Origin of the sequence: Chitinophaga sp. MM2321, from assembly GCF_964033635.1 — a bacterium.
Classification (GTDB): Bacteria; Bacteroidota; Bacteroidia; order Chitinophagales; family Chitinophagaceae; genus Chitinophaga.
The window spans coordinates 5685139-5707038 of sequence record NZ_OZ035533.1 but is presented as its reverse complement, the minus strand read 5'-3'; the positions used below and the strand labels follow the sequence as shown (position 1 = coordinate 5707038).

The window sequence follows — 21900 nt, the reverse complement described above, 5'->3', positions numbered from 1 at the left end:
TTATAAGCCTGGTCCGTGTAAAACAGGCCGGGTTTTTTTGTATGGTAAAAAGGAACAGAAGATATGTTTTTTTCGTCTCTGTTTGTATTTAACCCCCAACCGTCAGGTTATCAAAAGGATAACCTGTAACTTCCCCCAAAACAGCAGCTGTGTCAGTGCTGTAATGATAACTGTGATTTGCCAGGGGTTATAAATGGCCCTGGTAAATCTTTATCAGATAGATTTAACATTAAAGAGAAGCAGTAAATGAAAGAGATACTTAATAATAACATTGATATTAAAGATGGAGAGCATTTTGATCCAAAAGGGGTGTATACCATTCACTTTAACAGGATTCCCAATATCAATAATATTTACGACATAGATGGTGATAAAGCAGCAACGGTTTTTGCAAAAGAGTTTGAAGCGTTGATCACCAATACTTATCACTATACTGATTATGATAACAAGAAAAAGAAATACAAACATAATCAGACACTGGTGGTATTGAACAACGATTGTGTGATTGCTTTCTGGCAATCATGGTGTGAGATCCTCCACAATGGAACGGATATTGATTTTGTGAATAAGGTAACGGAAACGGTTACACGTTTCAAAGAAAAGCAACGCCGTGAGCCACATGAAATCAACCTGATCACCAGCGGCCGCAAAGGACTGGAACTGAAAAGCCTGGAAATAAAACAGACAAAGCTAGACATTGGCATGTTCTATGAGGATGATTTTAGGGAGATAGATAAAGTAATACAGCAGCGACTAAAGAAGGACAAAGACAAAGGCATTGTATTATTGCATGGCTTACCGGGAACGGGCAAAACAACCTACCTGCGCTATCTCATCGGAAGGATTAAGAAGCGGGTACTGTTTGTATCACCTGATCTTGCCAACAACATTATGAATCCTGAGTTCATGGAGTTGCTCATCGATAATCCAAACTGTGTGGTGATCATTGAAGATGCGGAGAATGTAATTATGGACAGAAAATTTTCCGGTAATTCATCCGTATCCAACCTGCTTAATTTATCTGACGGGTTGCTGGCTGATTGTCTGAATATTCAACTGGTGTGTTCATTCAACAGTGATCTTTCTGCTATTGATAATGCGCTGTTGCGCAAGGGCAGGCTGATTGCCAAGTATGAATTCAAAAGACTGTCCGTGGACAAGGCACAGCAGTTATCAAAACACATGGGATTTGATACGATAGTCAGCAGACCCATGACCATTGCAGAAATTGCCAACCAGCATGAACCTTCTTTTGAAAGCAGGCAACATGTGATTGGTTTCAGAAGAGAAGTGTTGGAAGAGATTGCCTAGCGGTTTTATCTTCCAAAAAAATAACAAAGAATAAACCCAAAAAGATGCTTTCCGCCTTTCGTTTTTATAGTCTACAAAAATGGTAGGATAATTAAATTTTATTACTTAATATTGTAATCGTTTACCACCACCACCAAGCTGCAATATTATCTGTGCATGGACTGGCGCCATGCCGGGAATCTGTGCTATTATTGATTTTCCGGATTTAAAACGTTTTCAGGTGCATTTAAACTATCTGGCATTGGCAGTTCCTTTTTTCCTGACTTTCATAGGTCTGGAATACCTGGTATCACGTAGAAGGGGCAAGCGTTATTTCAAGTTTAATGATTCAATTACCAACATTAGTATAGGTATAGCGGAAAGGTTGCTGGATACATTTACCGTAGGACTATTTTATTTTGTTTATGATTATCTGTACCAGCATTATGCCATTTTTGATATTAAATCCAGTGTGTTATTATGGGTAACGTTATTGTTCTGCACTGATTTTGTGTGGTACTGGTATCACCGGTTGGCGCATGAAGTAACGATATTCTGGTGTGCGCATGTGGTGCATCACCAGAGCGATGAGTTTAATTACACGGTATCTGCACGTATCACCGTTTTCCAGGCATTTATCCGCACCGGTTTTTGGGCGGTATTGCCTGTTATCGGGTTTCCGCCGGCTATGATCACGAGCATGTTGCTGGTGCATGGGTTGTATCCTTTTTTTATACATACACGTACAATAGGAAAGCTGGGCATCCTGGAATATATATTGGTGACCCCTTCGCATCACCGGGTGCATCATGCCAGCAATCCGAAATATCTAGATAAAAATTATGGAGATGTTTTTATTATCTGGGATAAACTGTTTGGCACTTTTCAGCAGGAAGAAGAAGAGCCGGTGTATGGTTTGACGAAGCCGTTAGAGAGCAACAGTTTTTTGTGGCAGCATTTTCATTTTATCCTGGAGATGTTGTATTCCGCCCGTGCAGCCAAAGGCTGGCGGAACAGGCTGCGGGTGATTTTTGGTAAGCCGGATAATGTAGACCCGGCTGCGCGGGGTATCCTGGAAGAAAAGTTTTTACTGCGGGACAGGAGTATCACGGAAACGCCTAAACTGAATAGCTATGTTGTGTGGCAGATAGCTACTACCCTCACTTTATTGTTTTCTTTTTTATTGCTGGAGCATTATGTGCCGGTGTTTATCCAGGTATGTGTTACGTTACTGATCCTGCTGACGCTTATTAACTGTGGCGCTATCATGGAGCAAAAGAAATGGGTGTTTTACCTGGAGCATGCCCGTTTCCTGGTGTTGAGCCTGGCGCTGTATTATTGCTGGCCGCAGCCGGCTTTGCCGTTTGTGGCAGCGTTGATTCTCACAACAGCTATTTATTTCGAGACGCGGCTCAAGGAGCGTTATTTCCGGCTGGTGTACGGCTATACACGCACGTAGATCTTCTTTTTATCCATCCACCATCCTACGGCCGCAAAGAGGCATACATGAAAGAGGGCAAACAGCAGGGAGCCGACCATATTGCCGCCGATTGGGCGGAATATGTGCTGGTATAACCAGCTATAGGTATTTTGTCCTGGTACTGGTTTGATCAGCAGGTATAACTTTATCACTACACCTGAGAGGATATAGATAAACAGCGGGTTTTTGCCGAATACGGTAAAGAAGGTAGTCCACCTGGTTTTGCCGCGAAACTCGATGACGTGCATCAGTACGGACAAGAGCAGCAGCGCAATGCCTACAGTATACAGTACGTAGGAGCTGGTCCATATTTTTTTGTTGATGGGGAATACCAGGTCCCAGCACAGCGCCGCGAATATCATGATACAGCCTACTATCATCAGTCTTGCCAGCATCTCGTATGTTTTCCCCTGTTCCTGGATGAATTTGCCGGCGAGATAACCAAAGATGACGTTACAGATAGCGGGCAAGGTGCTCAGGATGCCTTCCGGATCGAAGGGAACGCCTTCTCCTGTGTACATATGGTTTTCGCCCAGTATTAACTTATCGAGTGGCGTACCCGCATATCCCTGGAGGCTGTATGGATCACCAGTGCCGAGGGCGGTCAACAGGAACCAATATACGAAGAGGATGATACCAGCGGTGAGGAAGGCACCTTTGTCTTTCAGGAAGTGAATGATCAGTGCGGCGGCGCCGTAGCAAAGCGCAATGCGTGGTAGTACGCCCAGGATACGGAGGTGACTGAGTGGTTTTATGGTGAGCCCGGTTTCGCCCCATTTTACAAAGGGGAACCAATTGAGTATAAGTCCTATTACGAAGATGAGTAAGGTACGGGTGAGGATCTTTTTGAGTACAACGATATTACCGGCGGCTTCATATTTTTTCATGGCAAAGCTCATAGCGTTGCCTACGGCGAAGAGAAAGAAGGGGAATACGAGGTCGGTGGGTGTGCAGCCGTGCCATTTGGCGTGATCCAGTGGTGCGTATACATATTCCCAGCTGCCGGGATTATTAACGAGTATCATGGCCGCAACGGTAAGGCCGCGGAATACATCCAGTGAAAGAAAGCGTTGCGGAGTGGTCACGATAGCAGTATTTGGTGTAATGTTAATGCACCAAGGTAATTATTTTAAAGGAATCGTCTTGCGGGCCGGTTAATGTCTTGGCACTTGTGTTTTTAATATTTTCCGGGCGAAGTGGATCCTGCTTTTGATGGTGCCGAGTGGTTCCCGGAGGATATCGGCTATTTCGAAGTATTTATATCCTTCATAGTAGAGGAGAAATGGTTGTTTAAATATTTTTGGAAGATGGTATACCGCCACGTGAATGTCTTTCATGTGCAGGTTGGTGTCTGCCTTGTTGCTGGTGGGGGTGAGTTGGTAGTTCATGAAAAATTCGCTGACGATAGGTTCTGCTATCATCCTGGTTTTCACTTTTTTGCGGTAATGATTGATGAAGATGTTGCGCATGATGGTGAAGAGCCAGGCGCGGATGTTAGTGCCTTCCATGTATTTTTCTCTGTTGGAGAGGGCGCGGAAGAGGGTTTCCTGGTAAAGATCTTTTGCTTGTTCCCCATCTTTGGTGAGGGTAAATGCAAAGGGTTTCAGGAAGTCAGCGTTCCCGATAAGCAAGGTGTTAAATTCAATAGATGACATATTGTTTAAGTTTTGCCTTAACTAATTTAAACAAAAAATTACTCGATTCAAGCGTTCAGAGGCGGTGGAAATAATTGATTTTAAAGGTTTTTTGCGGTTTAGCTTGGTTCTTTTTATGAATTTCCGGACAGTCTGTTTGAAATTTTGGTGGTTATTATTTGATTTTTTTAGTGAATATGAAAACAGGTATTTCTAAGTGACTCTCTAAGTATTAACGAGGAAAGCGGGAAAAAAGATTGTATTGATCAACTTATACCGGATATATATTGTATTATAAATAAAACGATACTATAAGGTATTTATAATTAGTTTTAATACAATTTGAATACTTTTTTTCCCGTTATTGTTACCGGAATGGTAAGATAGGAGTTTAAACGTTTACCATGCCGGAGCTAATGATTTAGAAACAAAACGGTTAGATGATTCTAATTCATGCGACATTTATATGTTATTTTTAATAGATTTGCAATCTTATTTGGCCAAAATCCGGATCGGGTCAGGCTATCAATTGTTTTTCCAAAAAAGAAGTTTTAGATCCTATTATACATGTTCAAAAAGTTATTGCTAATCCAGCTGTTCCTCTTTATTAGTTTTTGTGTGGTTGCCCAGGTACCTGCTGTGATACCCGGTCAGCAGAAGGAGGTGAACGTAGATAACTTACCAGATGATCAGATACGGAAGATTGTGGCAGAGATGAAGCAGAATAATCTGGGTATGTCGGATATTGATACTTATGCGGCGCAGAGAGGGATTCCACAAAGTGAGGCTGATAAGTTGAAGGCCCGTATACAACAGTTGGGGCTAGATAAGATACTGGAGAAAAAGAAAAATGAGGATACTTCACAGCAGAGTTCACAATATCCGGGGCGTCAGCTTAACAGTACGGATACCAGCACAGTAGACCTTTTCAGACAGAATGCTCCTCCGGAAGATACTAAAAGAAAGAAAATATTCGGCGCCGACTTATTCAGCAATAAGAACCTGACTTTTGAACCAAACCTGCGGATGCCAACTCCTCCAAATTACAGGCTGGCGGCTGATGATCAGGTAATGATCGATGTATATGGTTATGCGGAAGTACAGCATAATCTCACCGTAACCTCTGAAGGATATATCCGCATCCCGAACCTGGGCCCTGTGTATGTAAACGGGTTGACGATGGAGGAGGCGAAAAACAGGATTACCAAACAATTATCGACTATCTACTCTACTATTAACTCCGGTAAAACTTTTGTGCAGGTTTCTTTGGGTAATATCCGTAGCATACGTGTTTTGCTGATCGGGGAAATCCAACAACCTGGTACATATACCTTGCCTTCCCTGGCCTCTGTTGTGAATGCATTATACGTATCCGGCGGTCCGGATGAAAATGGGTCCTTCCGTAACATCCAGGTAATACGTAACGGGCAAGTGGTTACCACATTTGATTTGTATGATTTTATAACAAAAGGAGATCTTACCAATAACATCGTTTTACAGGACCAGGATATCGTAAAGGTAAACCCATATAAAACAAGGGTAGAACTCAAAGGAGAGGTGAAAAGACCTGCTATATTCGAAGCTAAGGACAACGAGACGTTGCAGACAATACTGGATTTTGCAGGCGGCTATACGGATGCGTCCTATAAAGAAAATATTACTGCTTATCGCGTCAATAATAAAGAAAGGGAAGTTGTTAATGTACCTGCAAGTGAGATTGCTTCTTTCAAGTTAAAATCGGGCGATCAGTTTTTTGTTGATTCGATCTTGAATCGTTTCAGCAATCGTGTGACGATCAGCGGGGCTGTTTTTCACCCCGGCGATTATGGGATAGAACCCAATATGAGTGTAACGGATCTGATTAAAAAAGCAGATGGTGTAAGAGAAGAGGCTTCCTTGAACCGCGGTATTATCCGCAGGTTACAGGATGATTTTACGCCGGCTATCATTAGCTTTAATGTGCAGGATGTAGTAAGTGGGAAAACATTGATTCCATTAAAGAAGGAAGATAGCGTTATCGTATTTTCCAAGCTGGATCTGCGGCAAACCTACCAGGTAACGATAGCTGGTGAAGTAAACAAACCAGGACCTTTCCCTTATGCAGATAGTATGCACCTGGAAGACCTGGTTTTATTGGCAGGTGGCCTGAGAGACGCAGCTTCGCTTAAACATGTAGAGATTTCAAGAAGGATCAGGAAAGGTGATGATAAAGGAACGGATAGTGCCACAGCGATTATCAAGCAATTTGATATTAATGCTGATCTGAGCAGTATCGCAGATGCAAGGGTAACGCTTGAACCATTTGATGAAGTAGTGATCCGTAAATCTCCGGCCTACAGTGAGCAGACCAACATCAACATTGATGGAGAAGTACTTTATCCCGGACAGTATGCTATTTTAAGTAAGCGGGAGCGGATTTCTGATCTCATCAAAAGATCAGGCGGCCTAAGGCCGGAAGCTTTCCCCGAAGGTGCTGTATTGCTTCGTAAAACTTATATCAACAGTGCCGATAGTGCATTACTGACAAACAAGCTTGATCTGTTTTATAATAAGCTGGAAGATAGTACAAGTATTACCAGTGTGAAGAGAATGGTAGAACGTAAGTATCAGTTACTGGGGATCAACCTGGATGATATTATGAAGAAACCCGGCTCCAAGTATGATATTTTACTGGAAGAAGGAGATGTGTTGAAAGTTCCTAAGAAATTGCAAACGGTGCAGATGTTTGGAGATGTTTATTTCCCTAAGAAGATTCGTTATGACGAAGGGTATAGTTTCAAGGATTATATAAGAGGAGCAGGTGGATTCACATCTTCTGCAATGAAGAGAAGGAGTTATGTTGTGTATGCTAATGGAGAAGTGAAGAGTACGCGTAAAGTATTTTTCTTTAATAAGTATCCGAAAGTGAAGCCTGGGGCGGAAGTGTATGTGCCAGCTAAGAAGGAGAAGAAGGGGCTGTCTGGTCAGGAAATAGTTGGATTAAGCTCTGGTATTGCATCTATTGCGCTGATAATAGTAACAATACTTACGCGGGTAAAATAAAATTATCAAATAATTAGAGTTTAAAGAAAGCGTAATGGAACAATCGGGGAAATCATCCAAGACCAACAGCGAAGGCGATGAAATATCGCTTAAAGAGTTGATTCTCAAGTTGCAGGAATGGTTCAGATACTTATGGCGAAAGAAATTCTGGATCATTGGGGTCGCTCTTATTTGCGCAGGAGCAGGGTTGTGGCTTGCATTGAATTCGAAACCAAACTATACTGCAGAACTCACTTTTGTATTGGAAGATAATTCCAGCAGTCCTTTAAGTGCATATTCAGGCCTGGCCAGCCAGTTGGGATTAGATTTAGGGAATACCGGTACAAGTAGTTTATTTGCCGGAGACAATATTATGGAGTTTCTAAAAACGCGACTTATTGTAGAGAAGGCTTTATTAGCTCCTATCCTTTACCAAGATCAAAAAATGACATTAGTGGAATGTTATATTGAATACAATCACCTGAGAAAGCAATGGAGTAAACTTGATGCTCCTTTTAATGTCCAATACCCTCTTGATGCTGATAGAAGTACCTACTCGCTTAACCAGGATAGTATTTTAAACATTATACAGGCAAAAATAGTTAAACAAAATCTGGTAATTGAAAAAGTGGATAAAAAGCTGAGCTTTATTTCAGTCCACGTACTTTCACCATTGGGAATTTTTTCAAAGTATTTCGCTGAAGCATTGGTCAGAGAGGCTATCGATTTTTATACCAATACCAAGACAAAACGAACCAAAGAAAATGTAGATAGGTTGCAAACGCAGGCGGATTCCTTGAAGTTGTTACTTGATCGTAAAACATATTCAACTGCGGCATTACAGGATTTGAATGCGAATCCTGCAAAACAGGTGGCTAGTGTTAATACGGAGCTTGCCATGCGTGATAAATTAGTGCTGCAAACCATGTATGGTGAGATAGTAAAGAACCTGGAGCTTAGCAAAATAACAATGGCACGTGAAATGCCCGTAATACAGATTATTGATACTCCTATACTTCCCTTGGAAATTAAAAAATTAGGAAAGCTAAAGGCTATCATAATCGGTGCTTTCCTAGGCGGTTTTATAACTACATTAGTATTGCTGCTATCCAGAGTTTATAAAGAAATCATGAATTGAACCTCTTCTAAATCGTTTCCTTCCTTATGAAACAATATGATAAAATAGCAGTTATAGGATTAGGATATGTGGGACTTCCGCTGGCTATTGAATTTGGTAAAAAATACAATGTTTTAGGTTTTGATATTAATGAAGCCCGTATTCATGAACTGAGCTTGGGAGATGATCATACCCAGGAAGCAGATCTCGTTGAACTAAGAGCACTAATAGCAAATAAAAGTGGGGGAGGTGAAACAGGGCTAAGGTTTTCGAATGTGCAAGAGGAATTAAGTGCTTACAATGTTTTTATCGTTACCGTTCCGACACCTATCGATCAATATAAAGCACCTGACCTGAGGCCTCTTTTAAGTGCCTCCAGAATGTTGGGAGAAGTGTTGAAGAAAGGGGATATCGTTATATACGAGTCTACTGTTTATCCCGGCTGTACAGAAGAAGATTGCGTACCTGTACTGGAGAAGTATTCCGGTCTTCAATTTAATCGCGATTTTCATTGCGGGTATTCTCCTGAAAGAATTAACCCGGGAGATAAGGTCAATACATTGACGAAGATACGGAAAGTAACATCAGGCTCCACTCCTGAAATAGCAGACATTGTAGATGAATTATATAAGAGTATTATTACAGCCGGAACACATAAAGCAGCTAACATTAAAGTGGCAGAAGCATCTAAAGCGATTGAGAATGCACAGCGGGATATTAATATCAGCTTCGTTAATGAGCTGGCATTGATCTTCGATCGTATAGGCATTGATACAACAGATGTAATAGAAGCGGCTGGAACCAAATGGAATTTTCTTAAGTATAAACCTGGCTTAGTAGGTGGACATTGTATAGGTGTAGACCCTTACTATCTTGCACATAAAGCGGAGATGATGGGATATTATCCGCAGGTTATTCTCTCTGGAAGAAGGGTGAATGACAATATGGGGATGTTTGTTGCCAATAAAGTAGTGAAGCTGATGATTAAGAAAGGCCATAAGATTGATGGTGCCAAAGCCTTGATTCTGGGCGTTACCTTTAAAGAGAATTGTCCGGATATACGCAATTCACGTGTGATTGACATTTATAAAGAGTTATGCCAGTTTGGTATAAATACAGATGTTTATGATATGCATGCTAATACTGCAGAGGTAGAAAATGAATATGGTATCAAATTGGTAAATAGTATTGCAAGTAAATATGATGCTGTAATATTAGCAGTAGCGCATAATGAATTTATTAACCTTGATTACACCGCACTTAAAAACGGTCATGATACTATTCTTTTTGATACGAAATCAGTATTAGACCGTAGCATTGTAGATGCGAGACTTTAAACGCTATTTTTTGTATGGAAAAAATTCAGATGGTTGACCTGAAAGGGCAGTACATAAAAATTAAATCATCTATCGATGACGCCATCGCTGATTGTATAAATAGTGCTGCGTTTATAAACGGTCCGCAGGTAAAACAATTCGCTGATAACTTGTCGGCATACCTGGATGTTCCCTATGTAATACCTTGTGCCAATGGCACAGATGCTTTGCAGATTGCTATGATGGCGCTTGAGTTGGAACGGGGGGATGAGGTGATTGTACCTTCGTTTACATATGTAGCTACTGCTGAGGTGATTGGACTTTTGGGTTTGGTTCCAGTCATGGTGGACGTAGATCCTTTATCATTTAATGTTACGGCAGATATTATAAAAGGGGCAATTTCTTCTAAAACTAAGGCAATTGTACCGGTACATTTGTTTGGACAATGTGCTGATATGTCATCCATCATGGATCTTGCCAGGGAACATGGATTGTATGTAATAGAAGATACTGCACAAGCATTGAGTGCAGACTATTCTTTTCCCGATGGCCGCATTGTGAAAGCGGGTACTATTGGAGATATTGGGTGTACCTCTTTTTTCCCTTCAAAAAACCTTGGGTGCTATGGTGATGGAGGTGCACTATTTACAAGGGACAAGGAATTGGCTGATAAAATAAGGATGATTGCAAATCATGGGCAGGTAAAAAAATATGTTCATAAATATATAGGGGTTAATTCCAGGTTGGATACTTTGCAAGCAGCTATACTGGATGTAAAGCTTTCGCACCTGGATAGTTATACAACAGCCAGGCAAGCTGGAGCTGCATATTATGATGAACACCTCAAGACCTTGAAGGCCATTAGTATTCCCTCCCATGTATCTTACTCCACGCATGTTTTTCATCAGTACACAATACTGGTAGGGGATAATAAGCGTGATGAGTTGAAGAAGTATCTTGAAAGTAAAGGTATTCCCGCAATGATTTATTACCCGGTACCTTTGAATGAGCAGGAAGCGTTTATGAAAATTGGAAGAACGGCGGGGGGATTGCCAACTACGAGGGAATTGTGTAGCCAAGTACTTTCTCTTCCAATACATACAGAAATGTTAACGCAACAACAGGATTATATTATTGAGCATATAAAGGCTTTTTTTAAATAACTGATCATGAATTATTATGCACATCCAACTGCTATTGTTGATGACGGTTGTACAATAGGAGAAGACACTAAAATCTGGCATTTCTCCCATATTATGACAGGTAGCAAGTTGGGACAACGTTGTAATATTGGACAAAATGTTGTGATATCTCCTGAAGTAGTTTTGGGGAATAATGTAAAGGTTCAGAATAATGTATCTATATATGCAGGAGTTACCTGCGGTGATGATGTATTTCTGGGACCTTCCTGTGTATTTACAAATGTAATTAATCCACGTAGTGCTGTAAACAGAAGAGGACAATATTCCAAAACTCATATAGGAACCGGTGCTTCTATTGGTGCAAATGCTACGATTGTTTGCGGTCATGATATAGGAGAGTTTGCCTTTATCGGAGCCGGAACAGTAATTACTAAAGATGTTCCGGCGTATGCCTTGATGATTGGTAATCCTGGTAAACAAACCGGGTGGATGAGTGAATATGGTCACCGGCTACATTTTGACGAAAATAATCATGCTGTTTGCCAGGAAAGCGGGCAGGTATATGTTTTAGAGAATAATAATGTAAAAAGAATTCAATGATGGTTGATCCTACTCAAAAAATAAAATTTGGAGTAATTGGTTGCGGACATATTGGTAAGCGTCATGCTGAAATGATAAGCAGGAATCCGGAAGCTGAACTGGTCGCATTGATAGATGCTAAGCCTAAACAGGAGCTGAAATTAGATGGATATAACACTCCTTTCTTTAACTCATTGGAGGAGTTTTTTGCTGCTGGAATCGATGTTGATGTCATCAATATTGCCACGCCAAACGGCTTTCACGCTACTCATGCACTTAAAAGCCTTGAACAAAAAAAACATGTAGTGATTGAAAAACCTATGGCATTGAATAAGCAGGATGCCGAAAAGGTAATATATAAAGCATTAAATGTACATAAGCATGTGTTCGCAGTGATGCAGAACCGTTATTCCCCACCTTCTGTTTGGATAAAGGAGATGATTGGATCTGGTCGGCTGGGTAAGATCTATATGGTTCAACTGAATTGTTACTGGAATCGGGATGATCGTTACTATAAGCCTGAGAGCTGGCATGGTAAGAAAGACCTTGACGGAGGAACTTTATATACGCAGTTCTCACACTTTATTGATATCATGTATTGGTTATTTGGAGATATAGAGAACATCAATTCAAGACTCAATTCTTTCAATCACAGTCATTTGACTGATTTTGAAGATAGTGGTTTCGTGAATTTTGATTTTGTTAATGGTGGAATGGGAAGTATTAACTTTTCGACCTCTATTTGGAACTCAAATCTGGAGAGCAGCATGACAGTCATCGCTGAGAATGGAAGTGTGAAAATTGGTGGGCAATATATGGATAAAGTGGAAGTCTGTCATGTAAAAGACTATGTAATGCCAGAGCTGGCACCCACTAACCCGGGTAATGACTATGGAGCTTATAAGGGATCTGCTCAAAACCATCATTATGTAATTGATAATGTAATTGATGTGCTTAAAGGAAGGGCAGCTATTACTACTAATGCGTTGGAGGGATTGAAGGTAGTAGAGATCATTGAAAGGATCTATCAGAGTAATGTTTGATTTTAGATCAAATTGGAATAATTTTCAATCATTAATCCTGCCTAACTAGCTTGGTAATAAGTATTTAGATATGGCTAGGTTATTAGGTGTAATAAGATTACATAATGGAGAAAATTTTATTTTTTTTCACGGAATCATTCCCGTACGGCAAAGGTGAATCTTTTATAGAGAATGAAATAGAATTTCTTTGCGGGAATTTTCAAAAGGTAATAATTGTTCCATCTCAGCAATCTGAGACAACTAACAATATAAGAACTATACCACAAAATGCTGTAGTTTTTCCATTGGGATTTGTTCCCAAATATAAGCTACTACTACTTCTGCCACGAAATTTATTCATTATAAGCAGAGCCTTTTTTTTTGATTTTTTTTCCGAAGAAAAAAAGAATTTTAAAAAGATTAAGCTATTTAGAAAGGGGCTCCATGCTATTCTTTGGGGCCTATATATGAACTCAAAACTAGATCAGGCATTCAAGTCTATAAGTGGAAAATACTATTCATATTGGATGAACAACGGGGCGCTAGCATTGACACTTAGAAGAATGAAAAATCCTGATATAGAGTTTGTTTTTCGTACCCATAGATATGATTTGTACCAGGAGCGATCTAAATACGGTTTGATCCCATTTCAACAACTGAATTGTTACTTTGCTAAATACATTCTACCTGTTTCTCAAAATGGACAGAACTATTTAAGAAATATTAAGCCACAGTTCTCATCAAAAATTATTTCGAGTTATCTGGGAGTCCCAGATAGAGGAATTAACATAATACCTGAAGAATGCAAAACGAATAATTTTGTAATTGTATCATGCTCTTTTATGGTTCCAGTAAAGCGTATTGATCTGATAATAGCTTCCCTGATGCTTTTAGAAATAGATGTAACATGGATTCACTTAGGCGGAGGGCCAGAAATGGGGAAAATAAAGAAGTTGTGCCAATATCTACCAACTAATATTTCGTATAAGCTTTTAGGGGATATGAGTAATTGGGAAATAATGAATTTTTATAAAGAGAATGCAGTGAACTTATTTATTCATTTAAGTGCATCCGAGGGTATTCCTGTTGCCATCATGGAAGCAGTTAGTTTTGGTATACCTGTTCTTGCAACAGATGTCGGAGGTGTTGCGGAACTTGTGAGTACTGAAACAGGTATTCTTGTGAATGAGGATGCTTCACCTGAAAAAGTGGCTTCTAGTTTAAAGATATTTTTACTTTCTGATCGAAATACGCAGGCATTTAGGAAACGAGTTCGGCAGTTTTGGGAGAATAACTTTAACGCGGAGAAAAACTATAATAATTTTATTAGTTCGTACCTTCTTGATCAATAATATAGTATTATCTCAAATAATTCTAATTTTTCTATTCATAAAAAGTGTTTGCTTACAATTATCAGTACCTGGGAACTGAAACAACAGAGAAATGAGTATAAATAAGAGTGTCGTTTCAGGCACTAGCTGGACTGCAGTATCAATGGGGACACAGGTGTTAGTGCAATTGTTAAGATTGTCCATTCTCACTAGGTTTTTATCTAAGTCGGACTTTGGATTGATCGCAATCGTTACCCTTGTACTAGGATTTACGCATATCTTTACAGATTTGGGAATTTCTGTTGCTCTTTTTTCAAGACAAAATATCACCAAAAAAGAATATAGTAGTTTATATTGGATTAGTCTCCTTTCTGGTATCGCATTGTATATTATTATATTACTATTAACTCCACTAATCAGTATATTTTATCAACTTGAAATACTGAATATTCTGATTCCTATCATGGGCTTGGATCTTGTTATAGCAACCGCTGGCAGGCAATTTAAAGTATTTAAACAGAAAGAACTTAGGTTTAAAGAAATTGCACTTATTGAAATCTTTTCAGCATTATTATCATTAATCTTATCAGTAGTGTTGGCATTTAATAATTTGGGTGTTTATAGTCTCGTTTACGCGACTATATTTAATTCCTTCCTTTCTTCTTTTTTGTATATTATTACCAGTCTTAAAAAGCATCCTGTTTCATTTTATATTAATTTTAATGAAAATAGATCGCTTTACAAGGTCGGTGCTTTTCAAACAGGTGCACAAATATTGGATTTCATCTCTAGTCAGATGGATATTATTATTATAGGGAAATTAATGGGACCTGCAGAGCTTGGTGTGTATAATTTAATCAAACAATTGCTTATCAGGCCGAGTAGCTTGCTCGCACAGCTTGTTCAAAATGTAGGGATTCCTGTTCTTGCTAGAATCAGAAATGATGTAAAGGCATTCAAGAGAAGTTACCTTCAATTACTGAAAATTGTTAGTCTCATAGGGTTTCCTATATATGCAATAATTGCTTTATATGCAAAAGAGATTTTATTGATACTGTTTGGTAAAGCATATGTTTCGGCAGCATTACCCTTGCAGATACTTTCTGTCTGGGGGGCTGTCGTTTCTTTATTAGGACCTGCTAGTGTGTTGGTAGTGGTAACGGGGAAAACAAACCTTGGATTTAACTGGACAATTTTTAGGGTATTAACTATTCCGATTTTTATAATAGTCGGTGGATCGTGGGGAATCCTGGGTATTTCAGTGGGACAGGCCATTTGTGTCCTATTATATTTATTTCTTTACTGGTTTGTCTTTATCAAGCGCGTGGTTGATATTCCTTTTAGGGATTATACTTTTTCCTTTCTACCTACGGTTCTTAGTACTGGACTTGGTCTATTGCTTGCTATTATTGTTAAAACCATAGTGAGTAAATGGGTGCATGTATATATAGCAGATGTTCTTGCATTAGTTATTTTTGCCACCTTTTTCTTAAGGTTTAATAAACGTGTAATGATTGAATTTTATAAATTATTTTTCAAAAAGGATTAAATATTACCTCAATTACTAATTAATGAAGTTATAAATTTTATTAATTAGTCCGATCTTTTTCACGCAGGAAATTCTAATATTGAGAAGTTGATAGTGATTGCAATTATTCATAATTGCAATTTTACTTGATTGAGATATAGATGGTAACAGTCGTATTGGATAAAGTGAAATGCAGGCTAAAATGTGGAAAAGTCAGGAGCGAAATTGTTATGTGTTTTGTATAAAGAAATGAGATTTTCACCTAGAATGTTCACCCAAACGATACTTTTCGCTTCAGGGGTATGCTGGCTGGAGTATTATTAGTGTTGCCTGTTTAGTATTGAGAGTGGAAAATATTCGGTTTTGCTCAATTATCATCTTTGCCGACAGTTGCGAATCTTGATTAGCAAAATGGACGTTCCGATTTATCAAAGGCGTCTTTTCTTTATGAGATGACAAGGAATATGTATCATATTTTATTTATTTGAGGAGCCGCTTTAATGCCCATTTGCGAATGGTGAAAAGCGTTTTACGAAAAAAATTAGTTAAGAAGACGACTTTTATTTCGCAATAGTATATAGTGTAATGTTTTAAAGTGTATAACCATTTGTAAATGAGCTGTCATTTGTATTTATAATATATAAATTTATCGTTAATTTAAAATAAAGGAAAAGGAGGCTAACTGATCTATGGAGGTATCGCTATATGATATAACTATTATTTGAACAAATTAAGCAGGGATTTTCTGAGAGGAAGCCTAGAGTACATCAAATATAAATATATAGTGTTAATTACTGATGGTTATGATAAGGAGAAAATAGGCTATCTCTGATAGCAATTCCATAGAGTGGTGCCTACACGGGCAATGTTGGTTTTCTATATATCATCATAATTTTTTAAGTAAGATTAGCCTCCCGGGATATTTACATTTTAATCAAAGACGTTTTTTAATTGGTTTAAAAAAGATTCTTACCTTCGTAGCTATAAATGATAATTTATTATTCATTATACTACATAATCAATGAACGTCATAAATAGACGTGTTAATGCTCAACTATTAATACGCATATTCTAGGCCCTAATTCATAAAGCATGTACCATGCAGATCCAATGCAAAAGTATTGTAATGTACTACAATTCGTATTGGCATGCATTACAAACAGCTGAAATGATGCTTGAAATGGAGCAGGTTGTTATAGAAGAGAAGCCTGATGCCATTCTTGTCTACAGAGATACCAACTCTATTCTTGCAAATACTTTGGTAGCTTTTAAGTTGCATATTTCAGTTTCCCATATTGAGGCAGATTCAAGAAGATTCAATCGAGATATTCCGGAGGAGATCAATCGTGTTCTAATGGACCATGTATCGGAACTGCTCTTTTGCCTTACTGAGATGGCTGTAAAAAGATCTCAATGCGAAAGAAATTGAGAATAACGCATTTTCCTATATAGATAAATGAAAGATATTCTCAGTTTATCTTCAGGATAAATTGGTGGAGAAATCTGATTTACTACTAGATCGGCTTTATAATACGGATGTAATTGAAGGGATATTATTATTCCTGAAATCATTGAATTTTTTAATTGCTCCAGTAGTATTTGTAATTCATCCATGCAAGGTATAGGAATTAGAAGGTCATGACTTCGTCGCTATTACAGATTCAGGTAATATGTAGAAAGAAGCCAGTTGGTTAAAGATAAAATACATCACATTGCGAAAAGAAAAGGATAGGAAGATTGAGACAGTGACATAATAAGCTCATTTTTGACCTGATTACTACTAGAGATGATCAAAGAGGGGATAAGAAACTAGTTCGAAACGATGAGGCATCCATACTGTAAAACTCATAAAAGTGCAGTATGCTTAAGCATTTTTTGAAGAATTGAATAATGTAGACATTTGTTTATAGGAGTATAATAGTTTTTTTAGAAAGATTTCCTTCGATAATAAATAAAATATGAGGATAGCATATATTACTGATATTGATTTAAATGCTCATTCGGGAGTTCGACTTAAGCATGTAATGCAATGTGGAAATTGGGAGAAATTGGGGCATGAAGTTGTAATTTTTTCAATGCCCAATACAGAACAAGTTAATATATCTAAAGTTGATATTCCTATTAAGCATAAAATATTTGATAATAAAATTGCTAGCTATTTCGGAGGAGGCTTTAAAGCGTATTGCAGAAAGATTCTATCTATACCATCGGTTTTAAGAGCATTAAGAGACTATAATCCAGATTTTGTTTATTTGCGAAGTATGATATATTTCCCAGGGTTAATAAGAATTTTGAATGCTTACCCGACTTTTATTGAGTATAATACACTTGTGGAAGAAGAGCTAAAAATGGTTAGTTCTTTTAAAACGCGCCTGATGCATGGAATGGGATACGAGCACTTGAATAAATCAGCAAGAGGATTTATAGGAGTAACAAATGAAATCACTCAGTACTACAGAGATAAGTATGCAAAGCCTTCCATAGCTATAGGGAACGGGTTCGATTTAAATAGCTATCCCGATCAAACTCTTAAGAGTAAGAATCAACGTCCGCAGTTAGTATTTGTAGGTTCACCTGATATGCCATGGCAGGGAGTGGATAAATTTTATCAGATGTCCCAGCGTATTGAAGCGGACTTCCACCTTGTAGGCCCATCTATATCAGATAGTTTGGGATGTAAAGATAATTTTTTTCAACATGGCTATTTACAAAAAAACTTGTTGGATGCACTCTATCTAAAGATGGATATCGCTGTAGGTTCATTGGCATTACATCGTAAAAAAATGTCTGAGGCTACTCCCTTAAAGGTACGGGAGTACTGCGCATATGGCCTCCCAATAATACTTGCTTATAATGATACAGATTTATCTGGGCAAGAGTTTGTATTAGAGATTGATAACACAGAAGATACAATTGATAAAAATATTCAAAGGATAAAAGATTTTATTCAAAAGTGGCATAATCGAAGAGTCCCGAGACAAAATGTCATTCCGTTGATTGATTATTCTGTAAAGGAAAGAATAAGGTTGAATTTTATAAAAGATGTACTTGATAATAATGGGGTGTAATAATTACTATGTGGTATGATGTATCTGCTGATTTTTATTGTTCTGGGAATATTTGGAATCTTAAATCTCGTGTGGCTTCCAAAGGAACAGGCGTACCTTAAAGACATAGGATTAATTAGCTCTTTTTTTATTCTTGTTTTGTTTGCAGGTTTAAGGTATCAGACAGGACCAGATTGGAAAGATTATAATGATTTTTTTTCGGGTATTGCTCCTTTGTATGATTACGGGCAAACAAGTATAGCAATCCGTGATGTACTTGAGCCGGGATTTGTTTTTCTGTGCTCACTATTTAAAGCAGTAATTAACAACAATCAATTTGTTTTTTTGGGGTTGGCTGCGGTTTCATTATCATTCTTTTTTTCCAGAATCAAAGAATATAGCGCATTTCCGTTAATCAGTATTCTATGCTTCTATATTTATGGCTATTCGGGCAATTTTAGTATACTGCGTCAAGTAATGGCAATAAGCATTTTTTTTTGGGCTGTTAAGTATATAGTTAATCGGAATCCTTTTGCATATTATGGAGCTGTAATCTTAGCGTTTCTTTTTCATACTTCAGCTATTATTTTACTACCACTCTATTTTGTTATTAACATACGTTGGAGTGGTAAGCTCATTATGTTTTTTTTCCTGATAGCAATTATTTTATATCAGTTTGATATAGTGTCGCAGCTGTTCTCTTATTTGTTAAGTAGTGTGGGAGGGTTGGCAAGGTATTCTGATTATCTTACTAATCAGCTATTATCTAAGCCCAAACTCTTAGGGACTCTTTTTTTAGAAAGAATGTTAATCTTTGTTCTTCTTTTTTATAAACGCAATGGTTTTGAAAAACAGTACAAATACTTTAATGTTTTTTTTAATATTTATATAATATATATTCTCTGCTACCTCGTGTTTAGTCAGGTACTTGTTTTGTTGAGATTTATAGAATATTTCACATATGCAAGTTGTATATTATATCCTCTTCTATTGCTTTATTTTAAAGAGTCGTATGGGAGGTATATTGTATACATGTTCTTGTTTATAATATTATTTTTTCGAGGTTACACGTCTCTTGTTTTAGATGGCAAAGAAGCAAATGTTCACAGCAGATACCTCCCCTATAGAAGTATTATTGAAAATTAATTGCAATTATGGACAAAAATAACGAGCCAATCCTAATAAGTTGCGTGATGGCGGTAAACAAAGATGATGGTTTTTTGGATGAGGCAATTAACAGTATTCTTGCTCAATCGTTTTCGGACTTCGAATTTATAATAGTTGCAAATAATTGCGATGACATCTTTTTTAATAGGTTGATTGAATATGAACGGAGGGATCTAAGAATCAGGGTATACAGAACCAGTATTCCTCAACTGCCTTATAATCTCAATTTTGGGATCGATAAGTCAAATGGAAAATATATTGCGAGAATGGATGCTGACGATATTTCAGAAAAGAATAGATTCGAAGAACAAGTGCGGTATTTGCAAGCTAATCCAGAAGTAGTTGTTTTAGGAACTAATTTTGAGAGAATTAATGATAAAGGAATGACAATTCCTTCTAACTATATTTTCTATAAAAATTACCTGGATATCAAGCGTAATATGAAGTTAAAATGCTGCATATGTCATCCCACTGTAATGCTTAAGAAAGAGGTATTTTTGAAAACTGGCGGATATGCATATGGTTTTACTGCTGAAGATTACGATTTATGGTTAAGAATGTTGGATCAGGGGGCAATAATTCATAATCATCCGATGAAATTATTGAAGTATAGAACACATCTTAATAGTGTAACAAATAATAAAAGTAATCTGAAAAGAAATATAGCATATACAACTAGTTTACTTTACAGAAAATTTGTTGAAACAAAGGACTCACGTTATCTGTTAGGAATGTTTATCGCTGGTGGATGGGGAATTAGGCTGGTCAGATTCAGAGCATGGTTGTTGCGTTTTTTTCGTTCAATAGGTAGTAAGAATTGAATATTATGAAAAGATATTTTGAAGTCATCAGTATTTGCATAATAACTATGCAATTTACAAGTAGCCTTGCAGCGACTACTGTGGATTTTAAGGATAGTAACCAATTGAATGTAAGAAATTACGGTGCGATTGGGGATGGCGTTTCTGATGATTCTAAAGCTATACAAAAATGTTTTGATGAAGCGAAGAAATTCTCTAAAGCAAAAATTGTATTTCCGGGAGGAACCTATTTAATAAGTACTCCAATTCAATATAATAATCAGAATCCTTTCTCTATTGAAATATCTGGGGGAAAAGGGGAGAGCAAATTACTCTCAAAAAAGTTTTTGAGCTTTTTTATTGTCAGGGGAAATACAACTCCTTCTGGGAATGTTACTATTCATGACCTTTCTATTACTGGCTTTAACCCACCCTACTCTTCCAATCATCCATTCTATGATCAACCCGGAATGTATGCTTATGGTGTTGCCTTATTTAATTTGGCCTCCGCCAATATTTATAATTTAACAATCAGAGACATTTATGGGGAGGGAATTTATATGGTTAATGACCAGAGATCTAAAGCTCCGTTAAGCGCCTCAGCCAGAAATGTAAAAATTACAAATAATCAAATTCTAAATTGTTGGGGTTTGCTTCCTTCTTTAAAGAAAGGATATCAGGACGAATATGGTGATGGCATTTATTTATCCAATGTTCAAGGAGCTCAGGTTCGTAACAATGTAGTTAAGAACGATTTATCTGTAACCAAACAATTTGGGCGAGCCGGGATTGTGTTAGAATTTAATGATGAGGAATGTCTTATAGACAAAAATGAAATATTTGGTTATGACAGAGATATACATATAGAAGGTGATCTTGGTGGTCATATCATTTCAAATAACAAATTAACAGGATCAGAAATTGGTATTTTGACATCTTTATCTTGTAAGGATAGGGCAACTCCTAACCCGATAGTTATTTCCAATAACTATATCTCAAATGAGGGAATTCCGCTTCATAATTCTCTTACGAGGGTGTTTCCTATGGCGAGTAGAGCATTGGTATCATTGAATGGCGATTGGAAAAAGGCCAGGGTGGGAAGTACTTTATCCGGTAACACAATTGTTTTTGATCCCCAAAGCGATTATACTAGCAAGGTATTGGTGAGTACATGGATATCATTTCTTAATTTAAAGGACAATGTATTTTCTCAAGCAAACATACCGGATAAGAAATTATCTGTTGTTTTCGGATATGAAGTAGGGGATCTTATTAATAATTCTTTTAAGAATGTTGCTGACGTGAGATTCCCCGGTGTTAAAGTGAAGGGAGATAGAATAGTTACCGGAAAGAATAGCGGTAATACTAAAACGGCAGGTACTATTTCGAATTTAAAGTTTTAATATAACCTATACGATAAAATTCA

The 21900-nt window shown here is 37.7% G+C and carries 17 protein-coding genes; 15 read left to right on the top strand and 2 right to left on the bottom strand.

Going from position 1 to position 21900, the window contains the following annotated elements; translation table 11 throughout:
- The first annotated feature begins 246 nt into the window (after positions 1-246).
- Both ABQ275_RS22275 and ABQ275_RS22270 read left to right on the top strand, forming a co-directional pair.
- A complete protein-coding gene (locus tag ABQ275_RS22275) occupies positions 247-1311 on the top strand; it encodes an AAA family ATPase (RefSeq protein WP_349315346.1) in 1065 nt (354 codons plus the stop codon).
- A 220-nt stretch (positions 1312-1531) separates the two neighbouring features.
- On the top strand, positions 1532-2749 hold the full coding sequence (locus tag ABQ275_RS22270; RefSeq protein WP_349315345.1) for a sterol desaturase family protein: 1218 nt from the start codon (positions 1532-1534) through the stop codon (positions 2747-2749).
- Here ABQ275_RS22270 and ABQ275_RS22265 read toward each other — a convergent pair.
- Both ABQ275_RS22265 and ABQ275_RS22260 read right to left on the bottom strand, forming a co-directional pair.
- Positions 2734-3855, bottom strand: a complete 1122-nt coding sequence (locus ABQ275_RS22265; protein ID WP_349315344.1) for a DUF5009 domain-containing protein — start codon at positions 3853-3855, stop codon at positions 2734-2736. The two genes, ABQ275_RS22270 and ABQ275_RS22265, sit on opposite strands and share 16 nt — an antisense overlap.
- A gap of 69 nt (positions 3856-3924) precedes the next feature.
- A complete protein-coding gene (locus ABQ275_RS22260) occupies positions 3925-4425 on the bottom strand; it encodes an RNA polymerase sigma factor (RefSeq protein ID WP_349315343.1) in 501 nt (166 codons plus the stop codon).
- A 546-nt stretch (positions 4426-4971) separates the two neighbouring features.
- Between ABQ275_RS22260 and ABQ275_RS22255 the strand changes: the two genes are divergently transcribed.
- From ABQ275_RS22255 to ABQ275_RS22195, 13 genes are all read left to right on the top strand, one after another.
- Positions 4972-7446, top strand: a complete 2475-nt coding sequence (locus tag ABQ275_RS22255; RefSeq protein WP_349315342.1) for an SLBB domain-containing protein — start codon at positions 4972-4974, stop codon at positions 7444-7446.
- Between the two features lie 34 nt (positions 7447-7480).
- The gene (locus ABQ275_RS22250; RefSeq protein ID WP_349315341.1) at positions 7481-8563 is read left to right on the top strand and encodes a Wzz/FepE/Etk N-terminal domain-containing protein; all 1083 of its coding nucleotides are present in this window, start codon (positions 7481-7483) and stop codon (positions 8561-8563) included.
- 26 nt (positions 8564-8589) lie between these two features.
- Entirely contained in the window at positions 8590-9879 is a 1290-nt protein-coding gene (locus ABQ275_RS22245; protein WP_349315340.1) for a nucleotide sugar dehydrogenase, read from the top strand.
- A gap of 14 nt (positions 9880-9893) precedes the next feature.
- Positions 9894-11021 (top strand): DegT/DnrJ/EryC1/StrS family aminotransferase, encoded by a 1128-nt coding sequence (locus ABQ275_RS22240; RefSeq protein ID WP_349315339.1) that lies wholly within the window; start codon positions 9894-9896, stop codon positions 11019-11021.
- Positions 11022-11027: 6 nt separating this feature from the next.
- Complete coding sequence (locus ABQ275_RS22235) at positions 11028-11600, top strand: acyltransferase (RefSeq protein WP_349315338.1); 573 nt, start codon at positions 11028-11030, stop codon at positions 11598-11600.
- Positions 11597-12622 carry a Gfo/Idh/MocA family oxidoreductase gene (locus ABQ275_RS22230; protein ID WP_349315337.1) on the top strand — a complete coding sequence of 342 codons (1026 nt, stop codon included), beginning with the start codon at positions 11597-11599 and terminating at the stop codon, positions 12620-12622. Before ABQ275_RS22235 ends, ABQ275_RS22230 begins: the two co-directional genes overlap by 4 nt.
- 104 nt (positions 12623-12726) lie before the next feature.
- Positions 12727-13953: a glycosyltransferase gene (locus tag ABQ275_RS22225; RefSeq protein WP_349315336.1), complete on the top strand. Its 1227-nt coding sequence runs from the start codon at positions 12727-12729 to the stop codon at positions 13951-13953.
- Positions 13954-14044: 91 nt separating this feature from the next.
- A complete protein-coding gene (locus ABQ275_RS22220) occupies positions 14045-15481 on the top strand; it encodes an MOP flippase family protein (RefSeq protein WP_349315335.1) in 1437 nt (478 codons plus the stop codon).
- Positions 15482-16586: 1105 nt separating this feature from the next.
- Positions 16587-16889 (top strand): UDP-N-acetylglucosamine 2-epimerase, encoded by a 303-nt coding sequence (locus tag ABQ275_RS22215; RefSeq protein ID WP_349315334.1) that lies wholly within the window; start codon positions 16587-16589, stop codon positions 16887-16889.
- A gap of 529 nt (positions 16890-17418) precedes the next feature.
- Positions 17419-18528 (top strand): glycosyltransferase, encoded by a 1110-nt coding sequence (locus ABQ275_RS22210; protein WP_349315333.1) that lies wholly within the window; start codon positions 17419-17421, stop codon positions 18526-18528.
- A 15-nt stretch (positions 18529-18543) separates the two neighbouring features.
- Entirely contained in the window at positions 18544-19653 is a 1110-nt protein-coding gene (locus tag ABQ275_RS22205; protein WP_349315332.1) for an EpsG family protein, read from the top strand.
- Positions 19654-19661: 8 nt separating this feature from the next.
- Entirely contained in the window at positions 19662-20495 is an 834-nt protein-coding gene (locus ABQ275_RS22200) for a glycosyltransferase (RefSeq protein WP_349315331.1), read from the top strand.
- A gap of 5 nt (positions 20496-20500) precedes the next feature.
- Positions 20501-21877, top strand: coding sequence for a glycosyl hydrolase family 28-related protein (locus ABQ275_RS22195; protein ID WP_349315330.1), 1377 nt, complete (start codon positions 20501-20503; stop codon positions 21875-21877).
- Positions 21878-21900 lie beyond the last annotated feature (23 nt).